The organism is Nocardioides insulae DSM 17944 (assembly GCF_000422825.1).
Lineage (GTDB): Bacteria > Actinomycetota > Actinomycetes > Propionibacteriales > Nocardioidaceae > Nocardioides > Nocardioides insulae.
Genome location: NZ_AUGU01000001.1, coordinates 1 through 25,843 on the forward strand (window position 1 = coordinate 1; position 25,843 = coordinate 25,843).

Genomic DNA, 25,843 nt, shown 5'->3' on the forward strand with positions numbered 1-25,843 from the left:
TGGGTCGACGGCGGCCGCGTCTGTTCGGTCCACGCCGGAGTCCGGCAGCACCGGTCGGGCTCCGGCGCCCTCGCTCTCCTGAGCCGTGGGACCGGAGGCTGCGGGGCTGTCGGTGCCATCAGCAGGTTGCGAGGTGTCGGGAGCCTGAGTGGGTTGGTCGGTGGCCTGGGTCGGCTCGTCCGTGGGTTCCTCGGTGGGTTCCTCGGTCGGCTCGTCCGTGGGCTCTTCGGTGGGTTCCTCGGTCGGCTCGTCCGTGGGCTCTTCGGTGGGTTCCTCGGTCGGCTCGTCCGTGGGCTCCTCCGTGGGCTCTTCGGTCGGCTCCTGCGTGGGCTCCTCCGTGGGCTCTTCGGTCGGCTCCTGCGTGGGCTCCTGGGTGGGCTCCTCGGTCGGCTCCTCCGACTCGGACGGCGAGGGGGTGTCGCTGCTCGGGGCCGGCGCGACCGGATCCCGATCGTCCTCACCGTTGAGCAGCCTCCAGCCGAGGAACGCGATGAGGAGCACCAGCACGATGCCTGCGATCCACAGCCAGAGCTTCTTGCGGCTCTTGCGCTCCTCCGGCTCGACGGGCGCCTCCGCCTCCGTGGCCGCCGCGGCTCCCGCAACTCCCGCGGCAGCACCCGCCGCCGGCACCACGCCGGTGAGTACGGCGGTCGCAGGACCCGCAGCCGGGGCGGCGATCACCTGGGTGGCCGTGCCGTCGGCGCTGCGCAGCGCGGCTGCGAAGGCCTCCGCGTCGGCGTACCGGTCCGCGGGGTCCTTGGCGAGGGCCCGGGTGACCACGGCGCTCAGGTCCGCCGGCACGGTGTCCGGCAGCTCCGGGACCGGGTCGTGCAGGTGCGCCAGAGCGGTGGCGACCGGCGTCTCCTTCTCGAAGGGTCGCCGACCGGTCAGGCACTCGTAGGCGACCACACCGAGCCCGTAGACGTCGGAGGCGGGGGTGACCCGATCGCCACGCGCCTGCTCGGGGGAGAGGTACTGGGGGGTGCCCATCACCTCACCGGCGTTGGTGATCGCCGCGCCCGAGGCCGCCCGGGCGATGCCGAAGTCGGTGATCTTGATCTTCCGGTCGTGGGTGACCATCAGGTTGGCCGGCTTGACGTCGCGGTGCACGATGCCGGCGCGGTGCGCCGCCGCGAGCGCGTCGGCCGCCTGGACGAGCAGTTCGCGGACGGCGTCGGGGTCGAGCGCCTGACCCCGGTGCAGCAGGTCGCTGAGCGGTCGACCGTCGACCAGTTCCATCACGAGGTACGGGCGCAGGCTGCCGTCCGGCTGGGGGGCTTCGCCGACGTCGAAGACCGCGGCGATCCCCGGGTGGGAGAGCACCGCGGCATGCCGCGCCTCGGCCTCGAACCGTGCCCGGAACACCGGGTCGCCGGCGTACTCCTGCTTGAGCAGCTTGATCGCGACCTCGCGGTCCAAGGTGGTGTCGGTCGCGCGCCACACCTCGCCCATCCCGCCGACCGCGATGCGGTGGTCGAGGCGGTAACGGTCCCGGGCGTCCGCGAACTGTTCGGTCACTCGTCGATCACTGCTTCCATCACTGCCTTGGCGATCGGGCCGCCGTACACGCCGCCGGCGATCTCCTCACGAGGGATGTCGGCGGACTGGATCATCACGGCCACCGCCACCTGCGCGTTCTCGGCCGGGGCGAAGGAGGTGAACCAGGCGTACGGCGGGACGTCCTCGATGCCGCTCTGCGCGGTGCCGGTCTTGCCGGCGACGTCGATCCCGTCGATGGCCGCCGGGTAGGCGGTGCCCTCGGCCACCGTCGCCACCATCAGGTCGGTGACCTCCTGAGCGTCCTCCGCGGAGAGCGCACGGTGCAGCTGCTCGGGGTCGGTGCGCTCGAGCACCTCGGAGTCGGCGGACTGGAGCTCGTCGACCAGGTAGGGCTTCATCACCACACCCTGGTTGGCCACCCCGGCCGAGACCATCGCCATCTGGAGCGGCGTCGCCCGTACGTCGAACTGGCCGATGCCCGCCTGCCCGGTCTGGGCCTCGTCCATGTCCTCGGGGAAGACGGAGATCGCCTGGATGCTCTCCCCATCGGTGCGCTGGAGGTCGTCGAAGTACTCCTGGTTGAAGCCGAACTTCTCGGCCTGCTCCAACATCGCGTCCGCGCCGACCTCGTTGGCGAGCGCTGCGAAGCTGGTGTTGCAGGAGTTCTCCATGGCCTGCTTGAACGGGATCGGCCCGCTGCCGCAGTCGCGGCCCTCGTTGCCGATCTGTCCGGACTCGCCGCTGGTGAGCGGCAGCTGGTACGTCGCGCCGCCGGGCACCATGCTGTCGGCGTCGTACTTGCCCGAGGAGATCGCGGCGGCGGCGGTGACGATCTTGAACGTCGAGCCGGGCGCCAGCGCGGTCTGGACGCCGCGGTTGAGCAGCGGCTGGTCCTCGTCGTTCTCCAGGCGCTTGGCGTTCTTGCTCCACTGGTTCTGGTCGTGCACGGCCAGGTCGTTGGTGTTGAACGAGGGGCTGGTGACGTTGGCCAGGATCTTGCCGGTCTTCGGCTCGATCGCCACCACGGCCCCCTGGACGTCCCCCGGCAGGTCGGTCAGGGCGTCGTACGCCGCGCGCTGGGCGTCCGCGTCGATGGTGAGGGCGACGTCGCCCCCCTGGGTGGCGTCGTTGGTCACCATGTCGACCAGGCGCTTGACGAAGAGCCGGTCGTCCTCGCCGGACAGGATGGAGTTCTGCGAGCGCTCGACTCCGGTGATCGAACCGCCGTAGGCGTAGTAGCCGGTGACCGGGGCGTAGAGGAACGGCTCGGGGTAGGTGCGCTGGTACTCGTAGCGGTCATCGCTCGGCTTGGTGTCGGCCACCGGGGTGCGACCGACCAGGATGGCGCCGCGGTCGCGGGAGAACTCCTCGTCGACCACCCGCCGGTTGGTGGCGTCGTCGGCGAAGTCGTCGGCCTTGAAGAACTGACGCCAGGTGGCGCCCACCAGCAGGGCAGCGACCATGGCCAGGCACAGGATGGCGACGATCCGGATCGGCTTGTTCACAGCTTCACCACCTGGGTCGCGGCGTCGTCGGGCGTCTCGGTGGGCTGGAGATCGGGCAGCGGCCGCCTGGCCTGGTCGGAGACGCGGAGGAGCAGCGCCACGATCACCCAGTTGGCCACCAGCGACGAGCCGCCCGCCGACATGAACGGAGTGGTCAGGCCGGTGAGCGGGATGAGGCGGAGGATGCCGCCCACGATCACGAAGACCTGGAGGCCGACCACGAACGCGAGACCCGTGGCCAGCAGCTTGCCGAAGTCGTCGCGGGAGATCAGCGCCGCCTTGAGACCGCGCTCGACGAACAGTCCGTAGCAGACCAGGATCGCGATGACCGCGGTCAGACCGAGCTCCTCACCGATCGCCGCGATGATCATGTCGGAGTTGGCGTACGAGATCCGCCACGGCTGGCCCTCACCGAAGCCGCGCCCGATCAGGCCGCCCCAGGCCATGCCGTACATCGCCTCCACCAGCTGCCGGCCGGCGTCCGTGGTGCCTTCGCCGTAGTAGGAGAAGGGGTGCAGCCAGATGTCGATCCGGGTCTTCACGTGTGCCATGTACTTGCCGATCGCGGGCACGTAGGTGGCCAGCGCGTAGATCGTCGCCAACCCGGCGACGAACAGGCTGCCGGAGACGATCAACCACCCGGGTCGCTCGGTGGCGACGTAGAGCATGATCACGAAGATCCCGAAGAACAGCAGGCTGGAGCCGAGGTCCTTCTGCCCGACCAGGATGAGCATGGCCAGGCCGAACATCAGCAGCAGCGGGCCGAGGTCGCGCCCGCGCGGCAGGTCGACGAAGAGCACCCGGCGTCCGGCCAGCGCCAGCGCGTCGCGGTGCAACACCAGGTAGCCGGCGAACGCGATCACCAGCAGGATCTTGGCGATCTCGCCGGGCTGGAAGCTGAGCGGGCCGATGTGGATCCAGATCCGGGCGCCGTTGATCTCCTGGCCGATCACCGGGAGCATCGGCAACAGCAGGAGCACGACGGCGCCGAGCCCGCAGGTGTAGGTGTAGCGCTGCAGCACGCGGTGGTCGCGCAGGAACACCAGGGTGGCGATGAAGAGCACGATGCCCACCGTCATCCACAGGAGCTGCCGCTCGGCCACGGCGCTGTCCTCGCCGGCGGCCAGGTCGAGTCGGTGGATCTCGGCCATGCCGAGCCCGTTGAGCGCGGCCGCGACGGGGAGCAGGACCGGATCGGCGTACGGCGCCACCAGCCGGATCGTGACATGGGCGGCGAGGACCAGCAGCACCAGCCAGCCGCTGTACAGCCAGGCGTTCGGGGGGAACTCGCCGCGGACGCCGAGGTCGACGTACAGGTAGGCCCCGATGCCGACGGCGAGCGCCAGCACCAGCAGGAAGGCTTCGGCCCCACGGCGGCTGCGGTGGGTGAATCCGAACGGGGTCATCGAGGGCATCAGGGGGTCGCGTCCTCGCTCGGCTCGTTGTTCAGCTCGCCCGAGGATGACGGGGTGGACGGGGATGCGCTCGGCTCCTCGCTCTCGGATGGATCGGTACCCGGGTCGGTGGTCAGGCCGAGTGACGACCCGGTCGGCTGGACGCGCTCGGCGAGGGCGTCGACGGAGGCGTGGGCGTCGTCGAGGTCTTCCGCGGAGATCCCGCCACGCACCTTGTCGGCGTCGAACTCGGAGAGCTCGTCCAGGGTGATGTCGGTGGTCTCGAAGGGTTCGGAGAGCGCGATGCCGGCGAACTCGGTGTCGAGCCCGCGGAAGATGGTCACCGTGCCCTCCTCCTCGCCCACGTAGAACTGCTGCTGGGACCACGACCAGGCACCGGCGGCGATCACCCAGATCACCCCGATCACCACGCAGGCACCCAGCACGTTGCTCAGCCAGCCGAACCGATGCGGTGGCCGCGGGGCATACCGGTAGGCCTCCGGGTCGGGGTCGGTCGGGATGGCACCCGGAGGCGGCGCGACATCGTCCTCGGCCAGGTCGGCCGTGATCGGCTCCAGCTCGCCGGTGTCGCCGCTGCGGTGTCCGCGGAACATCCGGCGGCCGGTGGGATGCCGGCGGCGGAGCTCGGCGGCGGCGCCGACCAGTAGGGGTTCGAGATCCTCGACCTCGGTCAGCTCGTCGACGTCGTCGTCGCTGACCACGTCGGCCACCACGCAGGTGACGTTGTCGCTCGACCCGGCCTCCAGCGCGGCCCGCACGAGCTCGACGGCGGCGTAGTCGGCGCTGCCGGTGGCCAGTACGTCGCCGAGCCGGTGGTCCTCCAGTGAGCCGCAGACGCCGTCGCTGCACAACATCAGCCGGTCGCCCTGGGCCAGTTCGACCACGAACAGGTCGGGGTCGACGTCCCGCACGCCGTCCAGGGCCCGGAGGATGAGGTTGCGGTGCGGGTGGACGCGCGCCTCCTCCTCGGTGATCCGGCCCTCGTCGATGAGGGACTGGACGAAGGTGTGGTCGTGGGTGAGCTGGGTCAGCTCCCCGTCGCGGTAGAGGTAGGCGCGGCTGTCACCGACGTGCCCGATCCCGATCCGGGCGCCGTCGAAGCGGGCCACCACCGCGGTCGTGCTGGTGCCGTCCAGGGCCGGGTCGGCATCGACGAGCTCACCGATCCGATCGTGCGCCCGGACCAGCGCCCCCGACACCTCGCCGAGCAGGTCGTCGGGCGTGTGGTCGGCGACCGGCTCGTCGTCGAGGCGGCGCAACTGCTGGACGGCGGTGCTCGAGGCGATGTCGCCACGGGCCGCTCCGCCGACACCGTCGCAGACGGTGAGCAGCCAGGGGCCGGCGTACCCGGCGTCCTGGTTGTCCTTGCGCACCCGCCCCACGTCGGAGATGGCCGCGAACCTGAGTCGCAACACTTACTTCCTCAGCTCCAGGATCGTCTTGCCGATCCGCACCTGGACGCCCGTGGTGATGGTGGTGGGCTGAGTGATCCGGACGGTGCCGACGTAGGTGCCGTTGGTGGAGCCGAGGTCCTCGACGAACCAGTCCTCCCCGCTGGCCGCGATCCGCGCGTGCCGGGTGGAGACGTAGTCGTCGTCGAGTCGGATCGCCGCGTCGGTGCCACGCCCGATGATGATCGGGGCCTGGGCGAGGTCGGCCCGCTCGCCGGTGTTGGCGCCCTCGACGACCATCACCTGGGTGGGCGCGCCCTTGCGGGGCTTGGCCGCCTTGGGCTGCTTGGCCTTCTTGCCGGACTTGCCGGCCCGCTCCGCCGCGGGCAGGCGGGCCCCGAACATGTCGGTGCGCACCACCGAGATGGCGGAGAGGACGAAGATCCACAGGATCGCGAGGAAGCCGATCCTGACGAGGAAGAGGGTCAGCTCAGACACCGGAGTCCTCGATCACGCGCACGGTCATGGTGGTGGTGCCGATCCGCACCTCGCTGCCGTTGTCGAGCACCGACCGGGCCAGCTTCTGGCCGTTGACCAGCATGCCGTTGGTCGAGCCGAGGTCGACCACCTCGATGTGCGGCCCGTCGGGCTCCTCGCGGGTGCGGAACTCGATGTGGCGTCGGCTCACGCCGGGGTCGTTGATGCGTACGTCGGCGTCGGTGCCACGGCCCACGACCAGCCCCGCCTGGATCGGGTGACGGGTGCCGTTGACCTCGAGCAGCACCCGCGCCCGACCCACCTGGGTCTGGGAGGCCTGGCCGCGCACCGAGGCCTTCGCCGTACTCCGGATGCGGAAGCGACCCGTGGTGAGCTCCTCGCTGCCCTCGAAACCGATCGAGATCGGACCCGGGAAGACATAGCCCTGCTTCTGGGCGTGCTCCTCCAACTGCTGGGTCAGGTCTCCGGCCAGGGCGGAGTCGTACGGCGCGAGCCGCTCGAGGTCGCTCCCGGAGAGCTCCACGTGGAAGTCGTTGGGGACCAGCCGCCGTTCGCGGGAGAGGATCTGGGCGTTGTTGTCGCATTCGCGCTCCAGCGCGGCGGCGATCTCCACCGGCTGCACCGCCGAGCGGAACGCCCGGGCGAACACACCGGAGATTGCCTGCTCGAGCCGCTGCTCGAACTTCTGCAGCTTGCCCATGTCGCCTCCTTCCGGTGTGTCGTGCTTGCGGTGTCGTGCTTGTCTGTGGCCCCCATGATCGCGCGCTCGGACCGAGCCCGGGCCCGACGATCGTAACGGGGCAGGCCTCAGGCACCCTCTCACCGCGCCGCCCTCGGACGCACGCCGATCCCGGTCCGGTCATCACGATCGTGTCAGGCATCATCCGGCCGCCGCCACTCCGCCCCGCGAGGCACCCCTCACACCTCTCCGGACCGCCGTGCGCCGGGGTTGCGAGTGGGCTCCGGACGGGGGCGTCCCCCCGGTTTGGGAGTTGTGAAGACCGTGGGATAACCTACGGGGGCTGCTTGCGCGAGTGGCGGAATAGGCAGACGCGCACGGTTCAGGTCCGTGTGCCCGAAAGGGCGTGGGGGTTCAACTCCCCCCTCGCGCACCATGACAGAAGCCCCGGATCCCAGATCCGGGGCTTCTGCCGTTCCGGACCCGAACACACGTGCTTGTCCGTGCGCGCGCGGTGTTCGCCGCCGCAGGCGATCAGGCGCCTGGTCAACATCGCGACTCGGCTGTGCCGTGCTAGGTACCGGGCTGCTTCTTCGGCGCCGGGTAGGGGGTCTTGCCCTGGGCGAGGGCGTCGGTGAGCTTCTCGATGCGGCGGGTGCGGGTCTCAGCGCGCACCGCGGTCTGGATGCGGTTCAGGACGGCGAAGCGGTTGCGGCCGTCGAGCGCGGCGAAGACATCGGTGAGACCGCGCGCGGCCAGGGCGGCCGCGAGGTCATCGGGCACCACCGCGGTGGCCGGGCCGTCATAGGCGGCCTCCCAGCGGCCGTCCGCCTTCGCTCGCTCCACCTCGGCCAGGCCGGCGGGGCGCATCCGCCCCTCGGCGGTGAGGCGATCGATGCGCTCCCGGTTGATCTTCGACCAGACGCTCCTCGTCCGCCGCGGGGTGAACCGCTGCACGTACCACTCGTCGTCGATCCGCCGGGCGATGCCGTCGATCCAACCGAAGCACAGGGCGACATCCACGGCCGTCGTCCAGTCGACCGACCTGACGCCGGTGCCCTTCTTTGCTATCCGCACCCACACGTGCGAGGCGGTCGAGGCGTTGTCGGCCAGCCAGACTTCGAACGCCTCGGCGTCCTCGAAGAACACCGCATCGGCGTGGTCCATCGACATGGCGGCAGCCTAGCCACGCGCAACCGATCACCCGCCGCACAGCATTACGGAGCTACCTCGCTATGCCGTGTCGTGGGCGCTCGGACGGTGTCGGGGCGCCTCAGCGCGCGGCCCCAGGGCAACTCGAACCGGGCGGTCGCCCGCCCTGCGCCCGGGTCAGGGGCGGAGCAGGATCTTGCCGGCCCGGCCCGGCCGTGCGTTCGCGGCGGCCGCCGTACGCACGTCCTCCAGCGAGTGGGTCGCCTCGACCGGGAGGGTCAGCGAACCGTCGGATGCACGCTGGATGAGCTCGCCGAACAGCCGAAGCCGCTGCTCGGTCGGCATCGAGACGACCACCTTGCTGCCCCAGAAGCCCTTGACCGTGGCCTCCTTGAAGATCACGTCGCCGGAGGAGAGGTCCAGACGCGGGGAGTTCATCGCACCGAAGACGACCAGCGTGCCGCCCTCCGCCAGCTGCGCCAGTACGTCGCCCGCGGCCGAACCGCCGACGGAGTCGACGCCCACCCTGATCGGGGCGCCGCCGGTGAGCTCGTGGACCTGCTCGGCCCAGTCGTCGTTCGCGGTCGAGATGACCTTGTCGATCCCGTGGGCGGCGAGCTCCTCGATGCCGGCGTCGCGCCGGACCAGGCCGATCACGTTGACGCCGCGTGCGGCGGCGAGCTGGGCGAGCATCCGGCCGACCGCACCGTTGGCGGCGTTCTGGATCAGCCAGTCGCCGGCGGACAGCTCGAGGGACTCCAGCAGGCTGATCGCGCTGAACGGCATCGCGACCAGCTGGGCGGCGGCCTCGTCGGAGAGTCCATCCGCGACCGGGACCAGGCCGCCGGCCCGGGTGACGACGTACTCGGCCCAGGCACCGAACGCGGCGCCGGTGGCGACCCGCTGTCCGACCTCGAGGCCGTCGACGCCCTCGCCGAGCGCGTCGACCACGCCGACCAGCTCGGTGCCGGCACGGGCCGGCAGGTCGGGCTTGAAGCCGTACTCGCCGCGGATCGTCCACAGGTCGTGGTTGTGGATGGGCGTGGCGATGACCCGCAGCCGCACCTCGCCCTCGCCGGGCTCGGGCAGCGGCACCTCCTCGACCCCGAGGACCTCCTCAGGGTTGCCGAACTCCTGGTGGACGACTGCGCGCATGACTACTCCTGTGCCCGGTTGGGGTGTGGCTGTGCATCAGGAGGAACGGGTCCGCGCCCTCGACCATTCCCAGCCCTCACGCGCCGGGCAGGAAGGGTTCGTCACATTCCGTGGGGTCCGGTGGTCGCGCAGCACGCGAGCCTCGTCGGCGCAGACGGGCGGGCGGATCCTCGGACGCCGCCCGCGCGAACCGGCCTCACCGTTGAGCATGATGCTGGGTGCGCTGCGCCGGACGCCGCGACATACTCGGCGGGGTCGCCGGCACGAGCGCGGCGAGCGACGGTGCTTGATGTGGAGGAACTGATGAAGACATACGACGACGTGGTGCAAGGGCGCCGCAGCATCCGCGGGTTCAAGGCAGCGCCGGTGCCCCGGGAGTTAATCGAGGAGGTGCTCACGCTCGCGCTGCGTGCTCCGTCCTCACTCAACTCGCAGCCTTGGAACTTCACCGTCGTCACGGGAGCGGCCCTCGACCGGATCCGCGCGGGCAACACCGAGCGCACGCTCGCCGGCGTGCCTGATTCGCGCGAATTCCGCAAGGGCGAGCAGTACGCCGGGCCGCACCGCGAGCGACAGATCGAGATCGCCAAGCAACTGTTCGAGGCGATGGGCATCGCACGCGACGACGCCGACATGCGCCAGGACTGGGTGCTGCGTGGCTTCCGCCAGTTCGACGCCCCGGTCTCGATCGTCGTCACCTATGACCGCGTGCTGCTGGGCAACGACATCGCCGTCTTCGATTGTGGGGCGGTGACCAACGCCCTGGTCAATGCGGCGTGGTCGCGCGGACTGGGCTGCGTGGTCAACACCCAAGGGATCATGCAGTCGCCGGTCGTGCGCGCCGAGGCCGGGATCGCCGAGGACCAGGTGATCCAGACCTGTGTCGCGATGGGGTGGCCGGACGAGTCGTTCCCTGCGAACGCGGTGGTCTCGCGGCGCAAGCCCATCACGGAGGCAGCGACCTTCGTGGGCTTCGACGACTGATGGGACCTGTGTCCGCGCGCGCCGAAGGCGACGATCAGAATGGGATGGATCGAAGGATGCGCATGAACGGTCGGGTGAGGGCCGGTCGCTGCTGAGATGATCGGCCCTATGGCCGCATCGCAGCAGTCCCTCCGCGCCGCCGTCTTCCTGGGGTTGAGCGTCGACGGCCGCATCGCCCGGCCCGATGGCGACCTCGAGTGGCTGACCAGCCGAGGCGCCGCCGCTGGGGATGCCGGCTTCACGCCCTTCGTAGAGTCCGTCGAGGCGGTAGTGATGGGCCGGAGGACCTACGCGGCCATCGCTGCTGAGGAGCAGTGGCCCTACCTGGGTCGGCCGGTGCATGTGATCAGCACGACCCTGGCCGCAGACGGGGATCCACGGATCACTGTGCACCGCTCGGCCGAGGCGGCCGTCGACGCGTTGCAGCGGGACGGCCGTCGGCGCGTCTACGTCGACGGCGGCCAGACGGTTCGTTGGTTCCTTGCCTCCGGACTCGTCGACGAGCTCACGCTGTCGCACGTGCCCGTGCTCATCGGCGATGGGCCCACGCTGTTCGGGCCGCTCGGCGGAGATGTGCGCCTCGAACACGTGCGCACCGCAGTACTCGACGGCGGGATGGTCCAGACCACCTACCGCGTCTTGGGCGGACCGACGCCGCCCCCGGCCCCGTAGACCGCGTCGGCTCAAGCCGTTCTCTCGTCCCAGCCGAGGAACCCCGACCGGCTGTGAGCCCAGTGTCGGATGTGTCTTCGGTCCGCTGGGCGCACCATCGGGACGACGCCATCGCGCTCGATGAGGGCGTCAACGCGTTCACCTCACGACGACGGTGTGCGTCCGCGTTGGGACCCGCCCGGTGCGAGCTGAACATCAGGTCAACGGAGTAGATCCTCGATCGCCGACCACGCCTCGCCGCCCAGCCGCCGGTCGGCGCGCTCGGTGCCCCCACGCTGCATGCTCATCCCCGCGGCGACCACGGGCTCGCCCGGGAGGACCGTGCGGTGACCTGCTTCAGGGTCGGAGAGGACGGTGGTTTCGAGCCCGTGTGCCGCGCGGCGGGCGCGGATCCGTTCAGCATGCTCGACCGCGGGCCACACCCGGTCATCGCCCCCGGCGACCAGGACGAGTCGGCGGATTCCTTCGACCGGAATCGCCGCGTCGCTGGCGGCTTCGGGGAAGGTCAGGAACGAGCGGCGATAGAGATCGACGTACGCCGGCGGATCATCGTCCGGTTCCCAGGTCTCATCGAAGGGCACGAACGGGAGCGGCCGACCGTGGTGGCTCCAATGCGAGGTGACACGTCCCTCGGGCGTGACTCCCGCCCACACCACGTCCGATGGTGCGAACGCGACGACGGCATCGACGTGATCCGACAGTGCCCCGGTCAGCAGCGCGGCCTCCGCGCCGAACGAGGTGCCCAGCACGATCACCCGGTCGCACTCACGACGGAGCAGTTCGACGCGGTCGAGGAACAGTTCGAGAGCGATCTCCCACGGCCCCTCGTGCTGGCCCCGACCGCCGAACCAGCGGATGGACTCCGCCACCACCCCGGCGCCGGCAAGGACCCGTGCGCGTGCGGTGTCGACCCGGCCGCTGGAGCCGGCAAGGACGAGTGCACCCACTCCGTTGTGTTCGCTGGGCACGCACCGGACACCCTCGACATCGTCCGCGATGCCCGACGCCGATGTCGTCATGGACCAGATCGCGGTTCGACTCAGGCCACTACTGGGCGATCGAGTGGCGCAGGTCGGTCAGTGCGTCGCGCAGGTCGGAGTCGTCGAGGACCCGGATCGCATTGTTCAACTGAGCGATGACTGACGCCGTCTGGCCCTTGGCGTGCAGCTTCTCCGCCTTCTCGAGGTGCTTCCCGACCTTGTCCTCGGTCTTCTCGGGCAGGGAGCCGGCTCGCACCGCCTGGTCGAAGTACGCCCCAGCGACGTTGAAGCTCGGCTCCCAGACGATCTCGGTCTGGTGCTGGGCGTTGAACTCCGCGACCTGGACCTCCTTGGCCGCGCCGAGCTCGTTCTCCGACAGCAGCTCGTTCTCGAGCAACCCGAACGTGTCGAAGCCGCGTGCGATCTCGGTGCCGTAGACGTTGCCGTTGTACCAGTACGTCGCCCACAGCCCGCCCAGATTGAGGCCGGTGGGGTTCTGCGGGACCGTGATGGGTCCACGGTCGAAGTAGCCGATCTCGACCGGGTTCGCCGCGTCGGAGAAGTCGACGAGCGACAGGCCGCCCTGGTACCAGGCCTGAACGATGATGTCGCGGCCCGGCACGGGCACCAGCGAGGAGTTGTGCGCCACGCAGTTCTCCTGCGCGGTCTGCACCGCCGGCATCTTGAAGTAGCTGGCGAACTCCATCTGCCCGTTGTCGATCTCGTAGAACGAGTCGGCGCCCCACTCGAGCTGATCGGTGGCGCGGCAGCGCGCGCTGGTCCCGCCGCCCCACTCGTCGGTGAACACCGCCGTGGTGCCGTCGTTGTTCAGCGTCGCCGAGTGCCAGTAGGAGTAGTTCGGATCACTGACGGCGTCGAGCCGAACCGGATTCACCGGGTCGGAGGTGTCGAGCAGGATCCCGTTGCCCTGGCAGGCACCTGCTGCCACCTGCAACTCATGGAACGACGTGATGTCGTGGCAGGTGTTGGTGTTGGGCAAGGGCGAGTACGGCGTGCCCGACGGATGCAGGGTGCCGGGCACGGTGTTCTGCAGACCGTTGAGGGCACCCGTCGCCGGGTCGGTGAAGATGCGGGGCTGGCTGACGACCGCCGCCGTCTCCGGGGCATCCAGGGGCACCTTGATGACGTCGATACGCCACTGGGTCGGATCGCCTGAGGTCACGGGAGCCGGGTTGTTGGGGTTCTGGTCCATACAGCCGGCGAGCTCGGCCGCCGGCCGCACACCAGAGGTGCCGGAGTTGTAGATGTAGACGTTGTCGGGGTCGTCAGGGTCGGTGACGAGCGTGTGCGTGTGGGATCCCCGGCACGTCTGAACACCTGGTAGCTGCACGGGGTTGTCGATGTCGCTGATGTCGAAGATCCTGACGCCACGGAACCGCTCCGGGTTGACCGCGCCGGGAGCGCCCTGGGTGCCGCAGTCGATCCGGCCGCGGGTCTCCTCGACGGAGATGAAGAGCAGATCACCGTACACAGAGGGGTCACCCTGGCCACCTGGGCACACGAAGCTCGCGCGCAGCGTAGGGTCGTCCGGGTCGGAGAGGTCATAGACCTGGAAGCCGTTGAAACTGCCGACGATCGCGTTGTCGCCGCTGAAGGCGAGGTCGGAGTTGGCGGTTCCGATGCCGGTGAAGCCGATCGGAGCCGTGTTGAACGCGCCCTCCCGCGGGTCGTTGTCGAGGAGGTCGACGTTGCTGGACACGTCGGTCCAGGGGAAGTAGCCGGGGGCAAGGCCGACCCTTGGGTCATCGGGGTCCGGTGGGTCCGCGACCGCAGACGCCGGCGCCAACGTCGCCAGCAGCAGAGCGGCGCCTGCCGCCGCGATCGCGCGGCTTCGGGTGCGCCCGACCAGACTGCGAAGCTTGCCGTACATGCCACGACCTCCCAGTGTGCTGGTCCGGTCGCTCACGTGGTCGCAGACGTGCGGCGACGTTGCCGACCAGGACCCACTGTGAGGCACAGTAGTGTCGTTCATCGTGACGCGCCAGAAGCGAGACGAGCAAACGTCGAGTGGTGGATGCGAGGGGCCCAATTGATGCTGACCCGCCCGCGGAACCTTGCGGCTCAAGCTCTCGCGCTGGCTGCACTGACAGTCCTCTCGGGGTGCACCTCCGACGGTGGGGACGAGCCGGAGGACCGGGCACCTGTCGTCCAGCTCGGCGGTCCCGGTGAATCCAACAGCGAGCTGAGTGAGGACGAGATCGATGCGATCGAGGCACCGGCGTACACCGACGCGGACGTCGGCTTCGTGCAGAACATGATCCCGCACCACCAACAGGCGCTGACGATGATCGACCTGGTGGCCGCCCGCACCGACACCACCGACCTGCCCAAGCTCACGGAGCGGATGGCCATCTCCCAGCTGGACGAGATCGCCCAGCTCGAGCGCTGGCTGACCGAGCGTGGCGAGGAGCTGCCGGGGGTACATCACGAGCACGGCAGCGGGCACGACATGCAGATGCCGGGGATGCTCACCGATGCTGAGCTCTCCCAATTGTCCGCGGCGCGCGGTGCACGGTTCGACCGGCTGTTCCTGCAGTACATGATCCGCCACCACGAGGGCGCGGTCATCATGGTGCAGGACCTGCTGAACGGAGAGGGCGGACAGGAGCCGGCCATCTTCCAGCTGGCGCAGCACATCGAGTCCGACCAGACGATCGAGATCTCCCGGATGAAGCACCTGCTCATCGAGCAGTAGGGGGGCTCCTCCCGGGCGGCCCGTGTCCAGGACGACTACCGTGCTGGAAGGCGATGACTGGGCATCTTTCGACAGTAGGAGACGAAAGATCGCGGGTGCCCTATTGAATGTGTGAGGAGCGTAGGCCACCCTGCTGTGTGATCTACACCACAGAAGGGTGGGGCTGTCGACGTTCTCGGGGCAGGTGTGTCGATCACTCCGGTGAGCGTCTCTGCGGTCGGGACAATGCCATTCCAGATGCCCTTCGCCGTCCGCCGGTGCGTCCCCGGGCGTGCCGCGTGCAGAGGAGGAAGCATGGGAGCAGGCAAGCGGAGTTCGTCCGGCTCGGCCCTGAGTCGGCGAGGGTTCATCGGCGCGAGCGCCGGGGTCGCGATCGGAGCCGTGGGACTTGGGCAGATCGGCACGATGTCGACCGCGTCGGCGGCGAACGGGCGGTTGATCCCGCCGAGCAAGGTAGGGACGATCACCTTCAGCCAGCGAGATGTCCCCGGGCGCTTGGCGATCGCGACCGGTAACCCGGTGATGGGGTTCTTGGGTGGTCCCGGCTTCCCGGAGGACCCGACCGACCTCGGCCCCCTGGTGCCGCTCCCGGGTGGGTGGCGGGAGCTCTTCGAGTTCTTCGCAGGGGTCGGCATCAAGCAGGTCGAGTTCGCCGGCTACGGACAGAACGCCGCCAACCCCGGTGGGACCGCGTCCTACCCCACCGATGGCAACGCGGCCGGTCGGGCGGCCTACCTCGACTATGCCGGACGCCTGCGTGGCTTCCTCGACGAGTTCGGCCTCGAGGCGATCGGCAATCACGGTTTCGTCCCGAGCACCTGGAACGGGCCGAACAGCCCGGGCGGGGTCATGTCCGCGGCCGACGAGCTGCGACTGCGGACCGAGCTGGAGTTCGCCGCGATCCTCGGTATGCCCTACATGGGCACCGGCGGAGACCCGACCAACGCCGGCAACCGCAACATCGAGCCCTGGACCATCGCCGGTGAGAAGTGGACCGCACTCAATCAGCTCAGCGTCGGCGAGTACGGCATCCAGATGTACACCCACAACCACTCACCGGCGTACCACTTCCTCCAGGACGGCCCGATGGTGACCGTCACCGAAGACCGCGTCACCGGCGCCCCGATCGCACCGACCCAGGTGCGCGCGGAGTCGGGAAAGCGCCTCATGCAGCACTACCTCGACACCACCGACCCCTCGCTCGTGGTCGTGGAGATGGACATCTTCTGGGCACACGTCGCCCAGCACCAGTGGCGGTGGCGCTACGACGAGAACGGTGACCGGGTCGAGGACATCTTCGACCCGCTCGCGCAGGTTGCCCGGCAGACGAAGCGCTACGCCCTCTACCACGCCAAGGACGGTGATCGCACCACGCAACCACCCGGCGTCGGCAACGGCTACGACATGGTGCCGTTCGGCGATCCACGCAGCGACATCGACTTCGCCCGGTTCTTCCGCAAGCAGGGTGCGAAGGGCTTCCACAACCCCAACTACGAGCAGGACAACGCCCCCGGAGGAACCGCCGACCCCGGCCAGTCCCTGCGCTTCACCCACATCAGCGCCGCCAACATGAACGGGTTGCGCGGCTGAGGACCGCTCACCGTCCGGCCGGCTCCGCGACCTGGATCGCGGCGTCGGCCGGACACATGCAGGACAACCCGGCGCCAACACCGCGGGCACCTTGACGAGACATCCACCGCACGGCGCGCGACGATCCGGGCACGTCCAGAGACTGCCCGGATCGTCGCCCAGTCGACGCCACCGGGTAGGGAACCTTCACCGGCGCACGGGATAGCGCAGGTGAAGCACTCGGTTGCCCCGAGTCACCACGTCGGGATCTTCCAACAGATGCGGAGTGTCGATCGACCCGAAGAAGCGCTTTCCGGACCCCAGCACGACCGGGATGACGTCCATCCGCACCTCGTCGATGAGACCCGCGGCGAGGCACTGGCCGCCGACATCCCCTGCCGCTACCTCGACCGTGCGGTCACCCGCGAGCTCCCGCGCCTTGGCCACCGCCGCCTTGATCCCGTCGACGAAGTGGAAGGGCGCCTCCAGGTCCCAGCCCTCGGGCGGCGGCCGGTGGCTGACGACTACGAGGTGGTCGACCCCGCCTGGCGGCACCCCGTCCCAGCCGTCGGTGATGTCGAAGACATGGCGTCCGGCGACGGTCGCTCCGATCTCGTCCCAGTACGGTCGGACGTAGTCGTAGGAGGCCTGCGACACCTTCAACACTCCGCTCTCGTCCAACGCGACCTCACCGCTCACCAGCCACTCGAACAGTGGCCCAGGGTCGTCGTTCTCGGCCGCGATGAAGCCGTCGACCGACACTGACGCGTACATCACTACCTTGCTCATGAGACTCCTCCGTCGGGATGTGTCCCCGAAGTCTGCGCCGCGTCGGGCGTCTTGCTCTTGTACGAAATCAATCGGCCGGCAGCGGCCAGCCGTCGAGCACGTGGCCGGGATGCTCGCGCAGGAAACGCCTCCGGACCTCGATGTACCGGGTCGGGGTGAAGCCGGTGAACTCCCGGAACTCGCGGGCGAAGTGCGCCTGGTCGAAGTAGCCGGCGCGAGCGGCGAGGTCGGCCCAGTTGATCGGTTCGGCGGGGTCGATGGCGAGCACGGTGGTGGAGAACCGGTGCGCCCGGGCCAGCCGCTTCGGCGTGATGCCGATGATCTGCTGGAAGCATCGCGCCAGATAGGTGCTGCTGACACCTCCCGCCGCGCTCAGGTCGCCGATCGACACCCTCCCACCGGTCTCCGCAATGGCGGTGCTCACGTGGCGGACCAGATCCAGACCGTGGATCTCGCGCAGCTGACCCAGCAACGCCTCCTCGAGCAGCGTCAGCATCTGGCCGGGTTCGTCTAGTTCGGCCAGTTGGTCTCGCAGGCCGGCGGTCGCGGGCCTGCCCCACACCTGCTCGATCGTCGCCGGACGGTCGCACAACTCGGCCGCCGCCATCGGCACGAACGGCGCCAGCCCCCACGGCCTGAAGTGCACGCCGACCGACCGGCTCGGGATCGGGTATCCGAACTCCCACGCACGAGTGGGCGCGCCGACCACGCAGCCATCGTCGTACTCGGCCGTGTCGACGTCGCTGCCCGCACGGATGTGGAACGGCGCCCCCAGATTGACGATGAGCAGGGGTGCCGGAGCGGCCGGCAGCGTCAGTCGACGGTACGGCGGCTCACCGTCCAGGTAGTAGAGGTCGATGATCAGCCTGTCCAGCGGCGGTCGCGGCGCCCTCGACACGTACTCCACGCTCCCCAGTATCGCCGCGCGCCCGACGTACACGGATCCGCTGACGCGCGGCTCCGTGAGGGCGCGCTCACCCGTCGCCGACCCGCGATCGGTGAGCATCTGGGCCGCGACCCAGACGGGCGTCGCGTCGGGGGTCGGTAGCCGTTGCTTCTCCGGCGACGCGGTGTTGGCCCGGGTCGGTACCCCGGTCAACGTCCGAGGCGGCCGACCGGATGGGGCACCCGGCGTGGTGCCGGGGGTGGGATCAGGCCTGCTGGCGGGAGCGGACGAGTCGCCAGATCAGGGTGACGACGATCGCTCCGACGATGGAGCCGATGATGCCGCTGGGGCGGATCGCCAGACCGTCGCCGGCGATGAGGCTGGCCAGCAGGCCGCCGACGAAGGAGCCGACGAGACCGGAGACGAAGGCCATCGGCCAGTCGATGCGGCCTTGCGGGCGACCGACGATCAGCTGCGCGGCCGCGCCGATGACCATGCCGAACAGGATCAGGGCGATGATGAGCACTCGCAGAGCCTAGCCAATCGCACTCCGGGCGTCGCCACCGGCGAGGCCGCGGGTTTCCGGCGGCACGGCCCGAGGGGTGTAGAACAACAGGGATGCCCGCCAACGAGAAGGTCTTCAGCGGCCGATTCATGACGCCGCTGTTGATCGGGCCGCTGCTCAATCCGATCAACACCACCATGATCTCGGTCGCGCTGGTCCCGATCAGCCGTGACCTCGGCGTCTCCAGCAGCACCGTGGTGTGGCTGGTGGCGAGCCTCTACCTGGCCAGCGCGATCGCGCAGCCCACCCTCGGCCGGATCGGGGACGTGCTCGGCCCGCGTCGGGTGTACGTCGTCGGACTGCTGGTGGTGATCGCCGCGGGCCTGCTGCCCTCTCTGGCCGACGGATTCGGGGCGGTGGTGGCCTCCCGGGTGCTGTTGGGGATCGGTACGTCGGCGGCGTATCCCTCCGTGATGGCGATGATCCGTCGTCGAGCGACCGCCCACGGCGTAGCGACGCCACCGGTGGTGCTCTCGGCGATCTCGATCTCGAACCTCACCAGCGCCGCGATCGGGCCCGTGCTCGGTGGGCTGCTGATCGCTCTGTTCGGCTGGCGCTCGATCTTCCTGGTCAACGTGCCCCTCGCGGTCGCGGCGCTGCTGATGACCTGGTGGTGGGTGCCCTCCGACCCGCCCCGGCCCGAGGGGGAACGCGCCCGGGTGAGCGACCTGGACCCGGTGGGCATCCTGCTCTTCGGTGCGACGGTCTGCTCGCTGTTGGTGTTCGCGATGCGCCTCGACGACCCGACCTGGTGGCTGCTGGTGGTCGGCGGGGTCTCGCTGGCCGGGCTGGTGGCGTGGGAGTTGCGCGCCGCGCGACCCTTCATCGACCTACGGATGCTGGTGGCCAACGGCGGGCTGACCCGCACCTACCTGCGGATGTTCCTGCTCTACCTGGGCTTCTACTCGATGACCTACGGCTACAGCCAGTGGGTGCAGGACGACGCCGGCTTCAGCGCGTCGCAGGCGGGGCTGCTCCAGTTCCCCACGGCTGCGCTCGCGGGGGTGATGTCGTTCGCGATCGCCCGGACCAGCAAGGTGCGCGGGCCGATCCTGGTCGCCTCGGTGACGCCCATGCTGGGCGCGCTGATGCTGATCGGTGTCACCTCGGAGAGCTCGATCCCTTACCTGCTCGTGCTCGCCGCCCTGTTCGGGGTGGCCCAGGGCCTCGCCAGCGTGTCGAACCAGCAGGTGCTCTACCGGCAGGCGCCGAGCGATCAGCTCGGCACCGCGTCGGGGCTCTCCCGCACCTTCGTCTACCTCGGCGCCATCCTCTCCTCCGGCGTCCTCGGGGCCACCTTCGGCGAGCAGCCCTCCGACGCCGACATGCACCTGGTCGGCGCGATCATCCTGGCCTGTTCCACCCTCTGCCTGGTCCTCGCCGTCACCGACCGCACGCTGCGCTCACGCACCTGACCCGCGGGGGACCGCTGCGAGAGCGGCTCAGAGCCGGTCGACGACGTACTCGGCGATGGCCAGGCTGGAGGTGGCGGCGGGGGAGGGGGCGTTGCGGACGCTGGTGATGCCGTCGGACCGGTGGATCCGGAAGTCGTCCACCAGCGAGCCGTCCCGGTCCAGGGCCTGGGCGCGCAGGCCGAGACCGGCGCGGCGTACGTCGGCGGGGCCGATGTCGGGCACGTAGCGCTGGGCGGACTCCATGTAGGAGCGCACCGAGAGGACGCCGCGCAGTTCGGTCAGGCCGGTGCGCCAGTGTTCGGCGGAGAACCTCCAGAAACCGGGCCAGCTGAGGGTGGCGGCCAGGTCGCGAGGGGTGAGCGCGGCGCGGGAGTAGTGCCGCCGGCTCAGCGAGAGGAACGCGTTGGGGCCGACCTCGAGACTGCCGTCGACGCGGCGGGTGAAATGGACGCCGAGGAAGGGGTAGCGGGGGTCGGGGACCGGGTAGACCATCCCGCGGACCAGCTCCCGCTTGGCCTCGCTCACCCGCATGTACTCGCCGCGGAACGGCACGATCCGGGGGGTCGGATCGCCGTCGATCCTGGCCCCGAGCCGGTCGGCCTGCAGGCCGGCGCAGAGGATCAGCTGATCGACCCGGTGCTGCTCCACCCATCCGCCGTGCCGCACGCTGACCTCGATGCCGCCCGCCCGTCGCCGGGCCGCGGTCACCTCGCGGCGCAGCAGCACCTCGCCGCCGGAGCTCTCGATCTCGCCGGCGAGGCTGCCGCAGACGGCGACGTAGTCGGTGATCGCCGTGTGCGGCGAGTGCAGTGCGGCCACGCCGGCGGCGTGGGGTTCGACCTCGGCGATCTCGCGTCCGTCCAGGCGCCGCAGGCCGGGTACGCCGTTGGCCCGGGCGGTCTTCTCGAGCGCGTCGAACCGGTCGAGCTCGCTCCCGTCGACGGCGACCACGAGCTTGCCGCACTCGTCGTAGGGCAGGGCATGCTCGGCGCAGTAGTCGCGCAGCAGGGCCCGCCCGCGGGTGCACAGCTCCGCCTTGAGGCTGCCCGGCCGGTAGTAGATGCCGGCATGGACGACGCCCGAGTTGTGGCCGGTCTGGTGGGCGCCCACCCGGTCCTCCTGCTCGAACACCTGCACCCGGACGCCGGGGCGCCGCTGGAGGATCTCGCGGGCGATCGCCAGGCCGAGGATGCCGCCGCCGACGACCGCGACGGTGGTGGCAGATGAAGGGGGCACGGCCGGATTGTTACACCCCCGTCGGGGGTGTGGGCGGTCTCAGCACGGACCGGTCTCGTGCGCGCTCAAGGCGTGCCGGGTCCGAGCCCGGTCGGAGCCGGGCCGGGAGGGCGGCGTACCCACGCAGGATGCGGGTGGGTCGACGCCCGGCGTCGGGGCGCAGGGTGAGGTCGGGGAACCGGTCGAAGAGGGCCCGCAGGCCGACCTCTCCCTCCATCCGGGCCAGGGCCGCGCCCAGGCAGTAGTGCCGGCCGGACGAGAAGGAGACGTGCTCGCGGGCGTTGTCGCGCGCCACGTCGAAGACGTCGGGGTCGGTGAAGACGGCCGGATCGCGGTTGGCTCCGGCCAGCACGGTGGTCACCACCGAGCCGCGGGGCACCTCGACGCCCCCGATCCGGGTGTCGCGTACGACGACCCGCCCGGTGATCAGCACCGGCGGGTCGTACCGGAGCACCTCGTCGACGGCGTTGGGCCACAGTGCGGGTTCGGCCCGCAGCCGGGCCAGTTGCTCGGGGTGGTCGTGCAGCAGGGCGATGCCGTTGCCGAGCAGGTTGACGGTCGTCTCGAAGCCGGCGGCGAAGACCAGACCGGCGGTGGCGCGGAGTTCCTTCTCGGAGAGGCCGACGCCGTCCTCGGAGGCGGCGATGAGCTGGGAGAGCAGGTTGTCGCCGGGTTCGGCGCGCAGTCGTTCCAGGTGCGCGGACAGCCACTCCTCGAACCGGGCGAGGGACGCTTCCACGGCCCGGAACTCGGACCAGCCGAGCCCCATGTCCAGGCTCGCGGCACCGCCGGCACCCATCGCGAGCACCCGCTCCCGTTCCGAGATCGGCACGCCCAGGATCTCCGAGATGACCGTGACGGGGAGCAGCCCGCAGTACTCCTCGACCAGGTCGATCTCCTCGCCCGCCGCGGTCCGGGCCTCGAGCCCGTCGAGCAGGTCGGCGGCGATCGCCTCGGTGCGCGTGCGGAGCCCGGCCACGGCCTTGGCGGTGAAGACCCGGGTGACCAGCCTGCGGTAGCGGGTGTGGTCGGGCGGTTCGGTGGCCAGCAGGGACGGCGGCCGCAACGGGTGGAAGACGCCCTGGTCGGCCCATCGGCTCAGGCGGAGCAGGTGCTCGGCGTTGCCGGGGATGATGCCGGAGACGACGTCGGGACTGCCCAGCGCCTCCTTGAGGACCCCGTGGTGTGCGGTGATGTGGCTGATCGCCCCCGCGTGCAGCGGGCCCCTGCTCCGGATGTCATCGAAGAGGTCGGTCAGGTCCTCGATGCGCCGGCCGGCGGACTCCACGATCAGGCGGCCCTGCAGATCACCCTTGGCGGCCGCTCGCCGCATCACCTGCCGGGGGAGCAGGTGGTCGATGCCCCAGCGCACGACCGGCTTGACCGGTTCGGCGGCGCGGCGTGCGGTGCCGTGGGTGAGTTCGCGGCCGCGGAGGCCCCAGGACGTGGGCGAGAGCTCGAGCACAGCATCTCCTGTCGCGTGGACATACCGACGGTATGCCACCGTAGCCCCAACCCGTACCGCCCGTCACCCGCTCCGTCACCCGCTCGGCAGTGCGGCACCACCTTTGCGATCCTGAGGGCATGGCGCGCTCACCCTCGGGGGACTCATTGATCGAGCGCGTGGTCCGGATCCTGGAGGCCTTCGACCCGGACACCCCCGCGCTGACGATCGGCGAACTCGCCGCGCGGGCCGACCTGCCCTCCTCGACGACCTCACGCCTGGTCGAACAACTGGTCGCCCACGGACTGCTTCGTCGCGACGACGAGCGTCGCGTGCGGGTCGGCGTGCGGCTGTGGGAGCTGGCCTCCCGCGCGTCCCCGACGCTCGCGCTCCGGCAGGTCGCGATGCCCTTCATGGAGGACATCCAGGCGGTCGTCGGCCACCACACCCAGCTCGGTGTGCTGGACGGGCGCGAGGTGCTCTTCCTCGAGCGGCTCTCGGCTCGCGGCGCGGTCATCAACCTCACCAAGGTCGCCGGGCGACTGCCGTTGCACGCCTCCTCGGGCGGGCTGGTGCTGCTCGCCCATGCGCCCCGGCCGCTGCGGGAGGCGGTGCTCGCCGCACCGCTGCGGCCCTTCACCCCCGCCACGGTCACCGACCCCGAGACGGTACGCCGGCTCCTCGCCGACATCCGCCACCAGGGCCACGCCCTGTGCGCCGGGTTCATCGACCCTGCCGCCACCGGCATCGCGGTACCTGTCCGCGACCCGCTCGGCAGGGTGATGGCCGCGCTCTCCGTCGTGGTCCCCAACGACCCCGACGCCTGGACCCACATCGGCGTCCTTCGCACAGCGGCCCGCGGACTCGAACGGGCCCTGCGTGCTCCCCGCGCCCCGTGACCCGGCTTCGTGGCCGGCTGTCGCGACGCTGGGATGGGGTGGGGCGGGACGATCCGGTGCCACGCGGATGCCGTCCATCCCGACGGTGACGGAAGGGCCCTGACCCGGGTGGCGACCCATTGAATGGGATCTAGGTCGTGAGGGGTGTCACAGGCGGCGCATGCTCTCCGGCATGTCGATCACGTCCGATGCCTCACCCCGCCAGGTGGCCCCGGCCGCACCCTCCTCCGGGGGCAAGGTCGGGCTGCGAGTGACGCGCGTCGAAACCCTGGCCGAAGGTGTCCGCGGGCTCACCCTGTCAGCGGCGGACGATGGCCGGCTTCCCGACTGGACGCCGGGGTCGCACGTCGACCTGACCTTCGACAACGGGCTCACCCGCCAGTACTCGCTGTGCGGCGACCGCTGGGACCCCCACACCTACCGGGTGGCCGTCCTGCGCGAGCCGGCCGGCCGGGGCGGGTCGGCGTACGTGCACGACGAGCTCGCCGAGGGCGACCGGGTCGAGTTGGCCGGACCGCGCAACAACTTCGCCCTCGCGCCCGCCGATCACTACCTGTTCATCGCGGGCGGCATCGGGATCACCCCGCTGCTGCCGATGATGGAGCAGGCGGCGATGCTCGACATCCCCTGGACGCTCCTGTACGGCGGCCGCCATCGCGCCTCGATGGCGTTCCTGGACCAGTTGGCCCGGTGGGGCGACCGCGTCCTGGTGCGGCCGCAGGACGAGTACGGGCTCCTGGACCTGAGCGTGATCGGCGACCAGCCGGCCGGCACCAAGGTCTACTGCTGCGGCCCGGAGCCGCTGCTCGACGCCGTCCGGGTGGCCGCGGCCGGGCTGCCCGCGGGGCACCTGCGCACCGAGCGGTTCGTGGCCGGTGCGATACCGCCACCGGTGCGGAGCACCTCCTTCGAGGTCGAACTCGCCCGCTCGGGCGTCACGGTCACCGTGGAGCCGGGGTCGAGCGTGCTCGACGCGGTCGCGGGCGCCGGCGTACCCATCCTCGCGTCGTGCCGGCAGGGCATCTGCGGGACCTGCGAGACCGGCGTCATCGACGGCACCCCCGACCACCGCGACTCGCTGCTCGACGACGAGGACCGCCGCCGCGGCGACTGCTTCTACCCGTGCGTCTCGCGGGCCGCCTGCGACCTGCTCGTGCTCGACGCCTGACCACCCCGAACCCGGAGACCCCGATGACCCTCACCACCGCCGTACCTACCAGCGCGACCGACCCGTTCGGCGACGACGTCCTCGCCGACCCGCTGCCCTTCCACCACGAGCTCCGCGAGGCCGGCCAGGTCGTCCACCTGGAGAGGTACGACGTCTACGCGATGGGTCGCTATGCCGAGGTGCATGCAGCGCTGGTCGACTGGCAGCGGTTCCAGTCGGGAGCCGGCGTCGGGCTGAGCAACTTCCGCCGGGAGAAGCCGTGGCGACCGCCGAGCCTGCTCCTCGAGACCGACCCGCCGGGACACGACGCCCCCCGGCACGTGCTCGAGCCGATCCTCGCTCCGCGTTCGCTGCGCCGGCTCCGGGAGTCGTGGCAGCAGACCGCCGACGACCTGGTCGACTCGTTGCTGGACCGGGGGACCATCGACGCCGTCGCCGACCTCGCCGAGGCGTACCCGCTGCGGGTCTTCCCCGACGCGGTCGGGCTCGGCCCGGACGGCCGCGAACACCTGCTGCCCTACGGAGACCACGCCTTCAACGCCTTCGGCCCGCCGAACCATCTCGTCGAGAAGGGCCAGGCCGGGCTGCCCGAGGTCTCCGGATGGGTGGGGGAGCAGTGCGCACGCGACCGGCTGACCCCGGACGGGTTCGGCGCCCGGATCTGGGAGGCCGCCGACCGCGGCGACATCACGCACGATCAGGCCCCGCTGATCGTCCGATCGCTGCTGACCGCCGGAGTCGACACGACCGTGCACGCGCTCGCCGCCGTGATCGACGGCTTCCTGAGCGCGCCCGATCAGTGGGAGTTGTTGCGCCGCGACCCGGGCCGCGCCCGGGTGGCCTTCGACGAGGCGATCAGGTGGGCCAGCCCGGTCCAGACGTTCTTCCGCACGGCCACCGTCGACGTACCGCTCGGCGACGCGGTGATCCCGGCGGGGGAGAAGATCCTGATGTTCCTGGGGTCGGCCAACCGCGACCCGCGCCGCTGGACCGACCCCGACCGGTTCGACCTGTCCCGCGACCCGTCCGGCCACGTCGGCTTCGGGATGGGGCTGCACCAGTGCGTCGGCCAGCACGTCGCCCGGCTGGAGGCCGAGTGCGTCCTGCGCGCACTCGCCTCGCGGGTCCGGGCGATCGAGCCCGCCGGCGAGTCCCGCCGCCACCTCAACAACACCCTGCGTGCCTGGGCCTCGCTGCCCGTGCGACTGGTCCCCGCCTGAGCGAG

Annotated in this window: 23 protein-coding genes and 1 tRNA gene; 9 read left to right on the forward strand and 15 right to left on the reverse strand. The window is 70.5% G+C overall.

Annotated features, from left to right (window positions below; genetic code table 11):
- From G515_RS18670 to G515_RS0100030, 6 genes are all read right to left on the reverse strand, one after another.
- The coding region (locus G515_RS18670; RefSeq protein ID WP_051217673.1) for a protein kinase domain-containing protein at positions 1-1,518 on the reverse strand (1,518 nt) is incomplete at its 3' end.
- A complete protein-coding gene (locus tag G515_RS0100010) occupies positions 1,515-3,005 on the reverse strand; it encodes a peptidoglycan D,D-transpeptidase FtsI family protein (RefSeq protein WP_028658481.1) in 1,491 nt (496 codons plus the stop codon). The genes G515_RS0100010 and G515_RS18670, both read right to left, overlap by 4 nt.
- Positions 3,002-4,420, reverse strand: a complete 1,419-nt coding sequence (locus tag G515_RS0100015) for an FtsW/RodA/SpoVE family cell cycle protein (RefSeq protein ID WP_028658482.1) — start codon at positions 4,418-4,420, stop codon at positions 3,002-3,004. Before G515_RS0100015 ends, G515_RS0100010 begins: the two co-directional genes overlap by 4 nt.
- The gene (locus G515_RS18675; protein WP_245565097.1) at positions 4,420-5,832 is read right to left on the reverse strand and encodes a PP2C family protein-serine/threonine phosphatase; all 1,413 of its coding nucleotides are present in this window, start codon (positions 5,830-5,832) and stop codon (positions 4,420-4,422) included. Before G515_RS18675 ends, G515_RS0100015 begins: the two co-directional genes overlap by 1 nt.
- Positions 5,833-5,835: 3 nt before the next feature.
- Entirely contained in the window at positions 5,836-6,309 is a 474-nt protein-coding gene (locus G515_RS0100025; protein WP_028658483.1) for an FHA domain-containing protein FhaB/FipA, read from the reverse strand.
- Complete coding sequence (locus tag G515_RS0100030) at positions 6,302-7,009, reverse strand: FHA domain-containing protein (RefSeq protein WP_028658484.1); 708 nt, start codon at positions 7,007-7,009, stop codon at positions 6,302-6,304. Before G515_RS0100030 ends, G515_RS0100025 begins: the two co-directional genes overlap by 8 nt.
- Before the next feature lie 328 nt (positions 7,010-7,337).
- Here G515_RS0100030 and G515_RS0100035 point away from each other — a divergent pair.
- A tRNA-Leu gene (locus G515_RS0100035) sits at positions 7,338-7,424 on the forward strand.
- A 137-nt stretch (positions 7,425-7,561) separates the two neighbouring features.
- On the opposite strand, the gene G515_RS0100045 is transcribed toward G515_RS0100035, so the two are convergent.
- Together G515_RS0100045 and G515_RS0100050 are read right to left on the reverse strand one after the other, a co-directional pair.
- Positions 7,562-8,161 carry a YdeI/OmpD-associated family protein gene (locus tag G515_RS0100045; RefSeq protein WP_028658485.1) on the reverse strand — a complete coding sequence of 200 codons (600 nt, stop codon included), beginning with the start codon at positions 8,159-8,161 and terminating at the stop codon, positions 7,562-7,564.
- Between the two features lie 156 nt (positions 8,162-8,317).
- On the reverse strand, positions 8,318-9,295 hold the full coding sequence (locus G515_RS0100050; RefSeq protein WP_028658486.1) for a zinc-binding dehydrogenase: 978 nt from the start codon (positions 9,293-9,295) through the stop codon (positions 8,318-8,320).
- A 303-nt stretch (positions 9,296-9,598) separates the two neighbouring features.
- Between G515_RS0100050 and G515_RS0100055 the strand changes: the two genes are divergently transcribed.
- Both G515_RS0100055 and G515_RS0100060 read left to right on the forward strand, forming a co-directional pair.
- The gene (locus G515_RS0100055) at positions 9,599-10,279 is read left to right on the forward strand and encodes a nitroreductase (RefSeq protein WP_036553571.1); all 681 of its coding nucleotides are present in this window, start codon (positions 9,599-9,601) and stop codon (positions 10,277-10,279) included.
- Between the two features lie 108 nt (positions 10,280-10,387).
- Positions 10,388-10,951: a dihydrofolate reductase family protein gene (locus tag G515_RS0100060; RefSeq protein WP_028658488.1), complete on the forward strand. Its 564-nt coding sequence runs from the start codon at positions 10,388-10,390 to the stop codon at positions 10,949-10,951.
- Positions 10,952-11,151: 200 nt separating this feature from the next.
- Here the strand turns inward: G515_RS0100060 and G515_RS0100065 are convergent, their stop codons facing one another.
- Complete coding sequence (locus G515_RS0100065; protein WP_169570380.1) at positions 11,152-11,919, reverse strand: alpha/beta fold hydrolase; 768 nt, start codon at positions 11,917-11,919, stop codon at positions 11,152-11,154.
- A 79-nt stretch (positions 11,920-11,998) separates the two neighbouring features.
- Entirely contained in the window at positions 11,999-13,822 is a 1,824-nt protein-coding gene (locus G515_RS0100070) for an LVIVD repeat-containing protein (RefSeq protein ID WP_157570938.1), read from the reverse strand.
- A gap of 162 nt (positions 13,823-13,984) precedes the next feature.
- Here G515_RS0100070 and G515_RS0100075 point away from each other — a divergent pair, with 162 nt between their 5' ends.
- Positions 13,985-14,647 carry a DUF305 domain-containing protein gene (locus G515_RS0100075; protein WP_051217674.1) on the forward strand — a complete coding sequence of 221 codons (663 nt, stop codon included), beginning with the start codon at positions 13,985-13,987 and terminating at the stop codon, positions 14,645-14,647.
- A 405-nt stretch (positions 14,648-15,052) separates the two neighbouring features.
- Positions 15,053-16,237: a sugar phosphate isomerase/epimerase family protein gene (locus tag G515_RS18680; protein WP_245565099.1), complete on the forward strand. Its 1,185-nt coding sequence runs from the start codon at positions 15,053-15,055 to the stop codon at positions 16,235-16,237.
- 186 nt (positions 16,238-16,423) lie between these two features.
- Here the strand turns inward: G515_RS18680 and G515_RS0100085 are convergent, their stop codons facing one another.
- The 3 genes from G515_RS0100085 to G515_RS0100095 all read right to left on the reverse strand — a co-directional run bounded on the left by G515_RS0100085 (position 16,424) and on the right by G515_RS0100095 (position 18,417).
- Positions 16,424-17,005, reverse strand: a complete 582-nt coding sequence (locus G515_RS0100085; RefSeq protein ID WP_028658492.1) for a dihydrofolate reductase family protein — start codon at positions 17,003-17,005, stop codon at positions 16,424-16,426.
- A gap of 67 nt (positions 17,006-17,072) precedes the next feature.
- Positions 17,073-18,104: a helix-turn-helix domain-containing protein gene (locus G515_RS0100090; protein ID WP_245565100.1), complete on the reverse strand. Its 1,032-nt coding sequence runs from the start codon at positions 18,102-18,104 to the stop codon at positions 17,073-17,075.
- Between the two features lie 52 nt (positions 18,105-18,156).
- The gene (locus G515_RS0100095) at positions 18,157-18,417 is read right to left on the reverse strand and encodes a GlsB/YeaQ/YmgE family stress response membrane protein (protein WP_028658494.1); all 261 of its coding nucleotides are present in this window, start codon (positions 18,415-18,417) and stop codon (positions 18,157-18,159) included.
- Positions 18,418-18,509: 92 nt separating this feature from the next.
- Between G515_RS0100095 and G515_RS18685 the strand changes: the two genes are divergently transcribed.
- Positions 18,510-19,871 carry an MFS transporter gene (locus tag G515_RS18685; protein ID WP_051217676.1) on the forward strand — a complete coding sequence of 454 codons (1,362 nt, stop codon included), beginning with the start codon at positions 18,510-18,512 and terminating at the stop codon, positions 19,869-19,871.
- A 27-nt stretch (positions 19,872-19,898) separates the two neighbouring features.
- Here G515_RS18685 and lhgO read toward each other — a convergent pair whose 3' ends face one another.
- Both lhgO and G515_RS18690 read right to left on the reverse strand, forming a co-directional pair.
- Positions 19,899-21,107 (reverse strand): L-2-hydroxyglutarate oxidase, encoded by a 1,209-nt coding sequence (lhgO, locus tag G515_RS0100105; protein ID WP_028658495.1) that lies wholly within the window; start codon positions 21,105-21,107, stop codon positions 19,899-19,901.
- 10 nt (positions 21,108-21,117) lie between these two features.
- The gene (locus G515_RS18690; protein ID WP_211220904.1) at positions 21,118-22,572 is read right to left on the reverse strand and encodes a cytochrome P450; all 1,455 of its coding nucleotides are present in this window, start codon (positions 22,570-22,572) and stop codon (positions 21,118-21,120) included.
- Positions 22,573-22,691: 119 nt separating this feature from the next.
- Here G515_RS18690 and G515_RS0100115 point away from each other — a divergent pair, with 119 nt between their 5' ends.
- From G515_RS0100115 to G515_RS0100125, 3 genes are all read left to right on the forward strand, one after another.
- A complete protein-coding gene (locus G515_RS0100115; RefSeq protein ID WP_028658496.1) occupies positions 22,692-23,450 on the forward strand; it encodes an IclR family transcriptional regulator in 759 nt (252 codons plus the stop codon).
- Positions 23,451-23,622: 172 nt separating this feature from the next.
- Complete coding sequence (locus G515_RS0100120; RefSeq protein ID WP_084652860.1) at positions 23,623-24,618, forward strand: PDR/VanB family oxidoreductase; 996 nt, start codon at positions 23,623-23,625, stop codon at positions 24,616-24,618.
- A gap of 23 nt (positions 24,619-24,641) precedes the next feature.
- On the forward strand, positions 24,642-25,838 hold the full coding sequence (locus tag G515_RS0100125; RefSeq protein WP_028658498.1) for a cytochrome P450: 1,197 nt from the start codon (positions 24,642-24,644) through the stop codon (positions 25,836-25,838).
- Positions 25,839-25,843 lie beyond the last annotated feature (5 nt).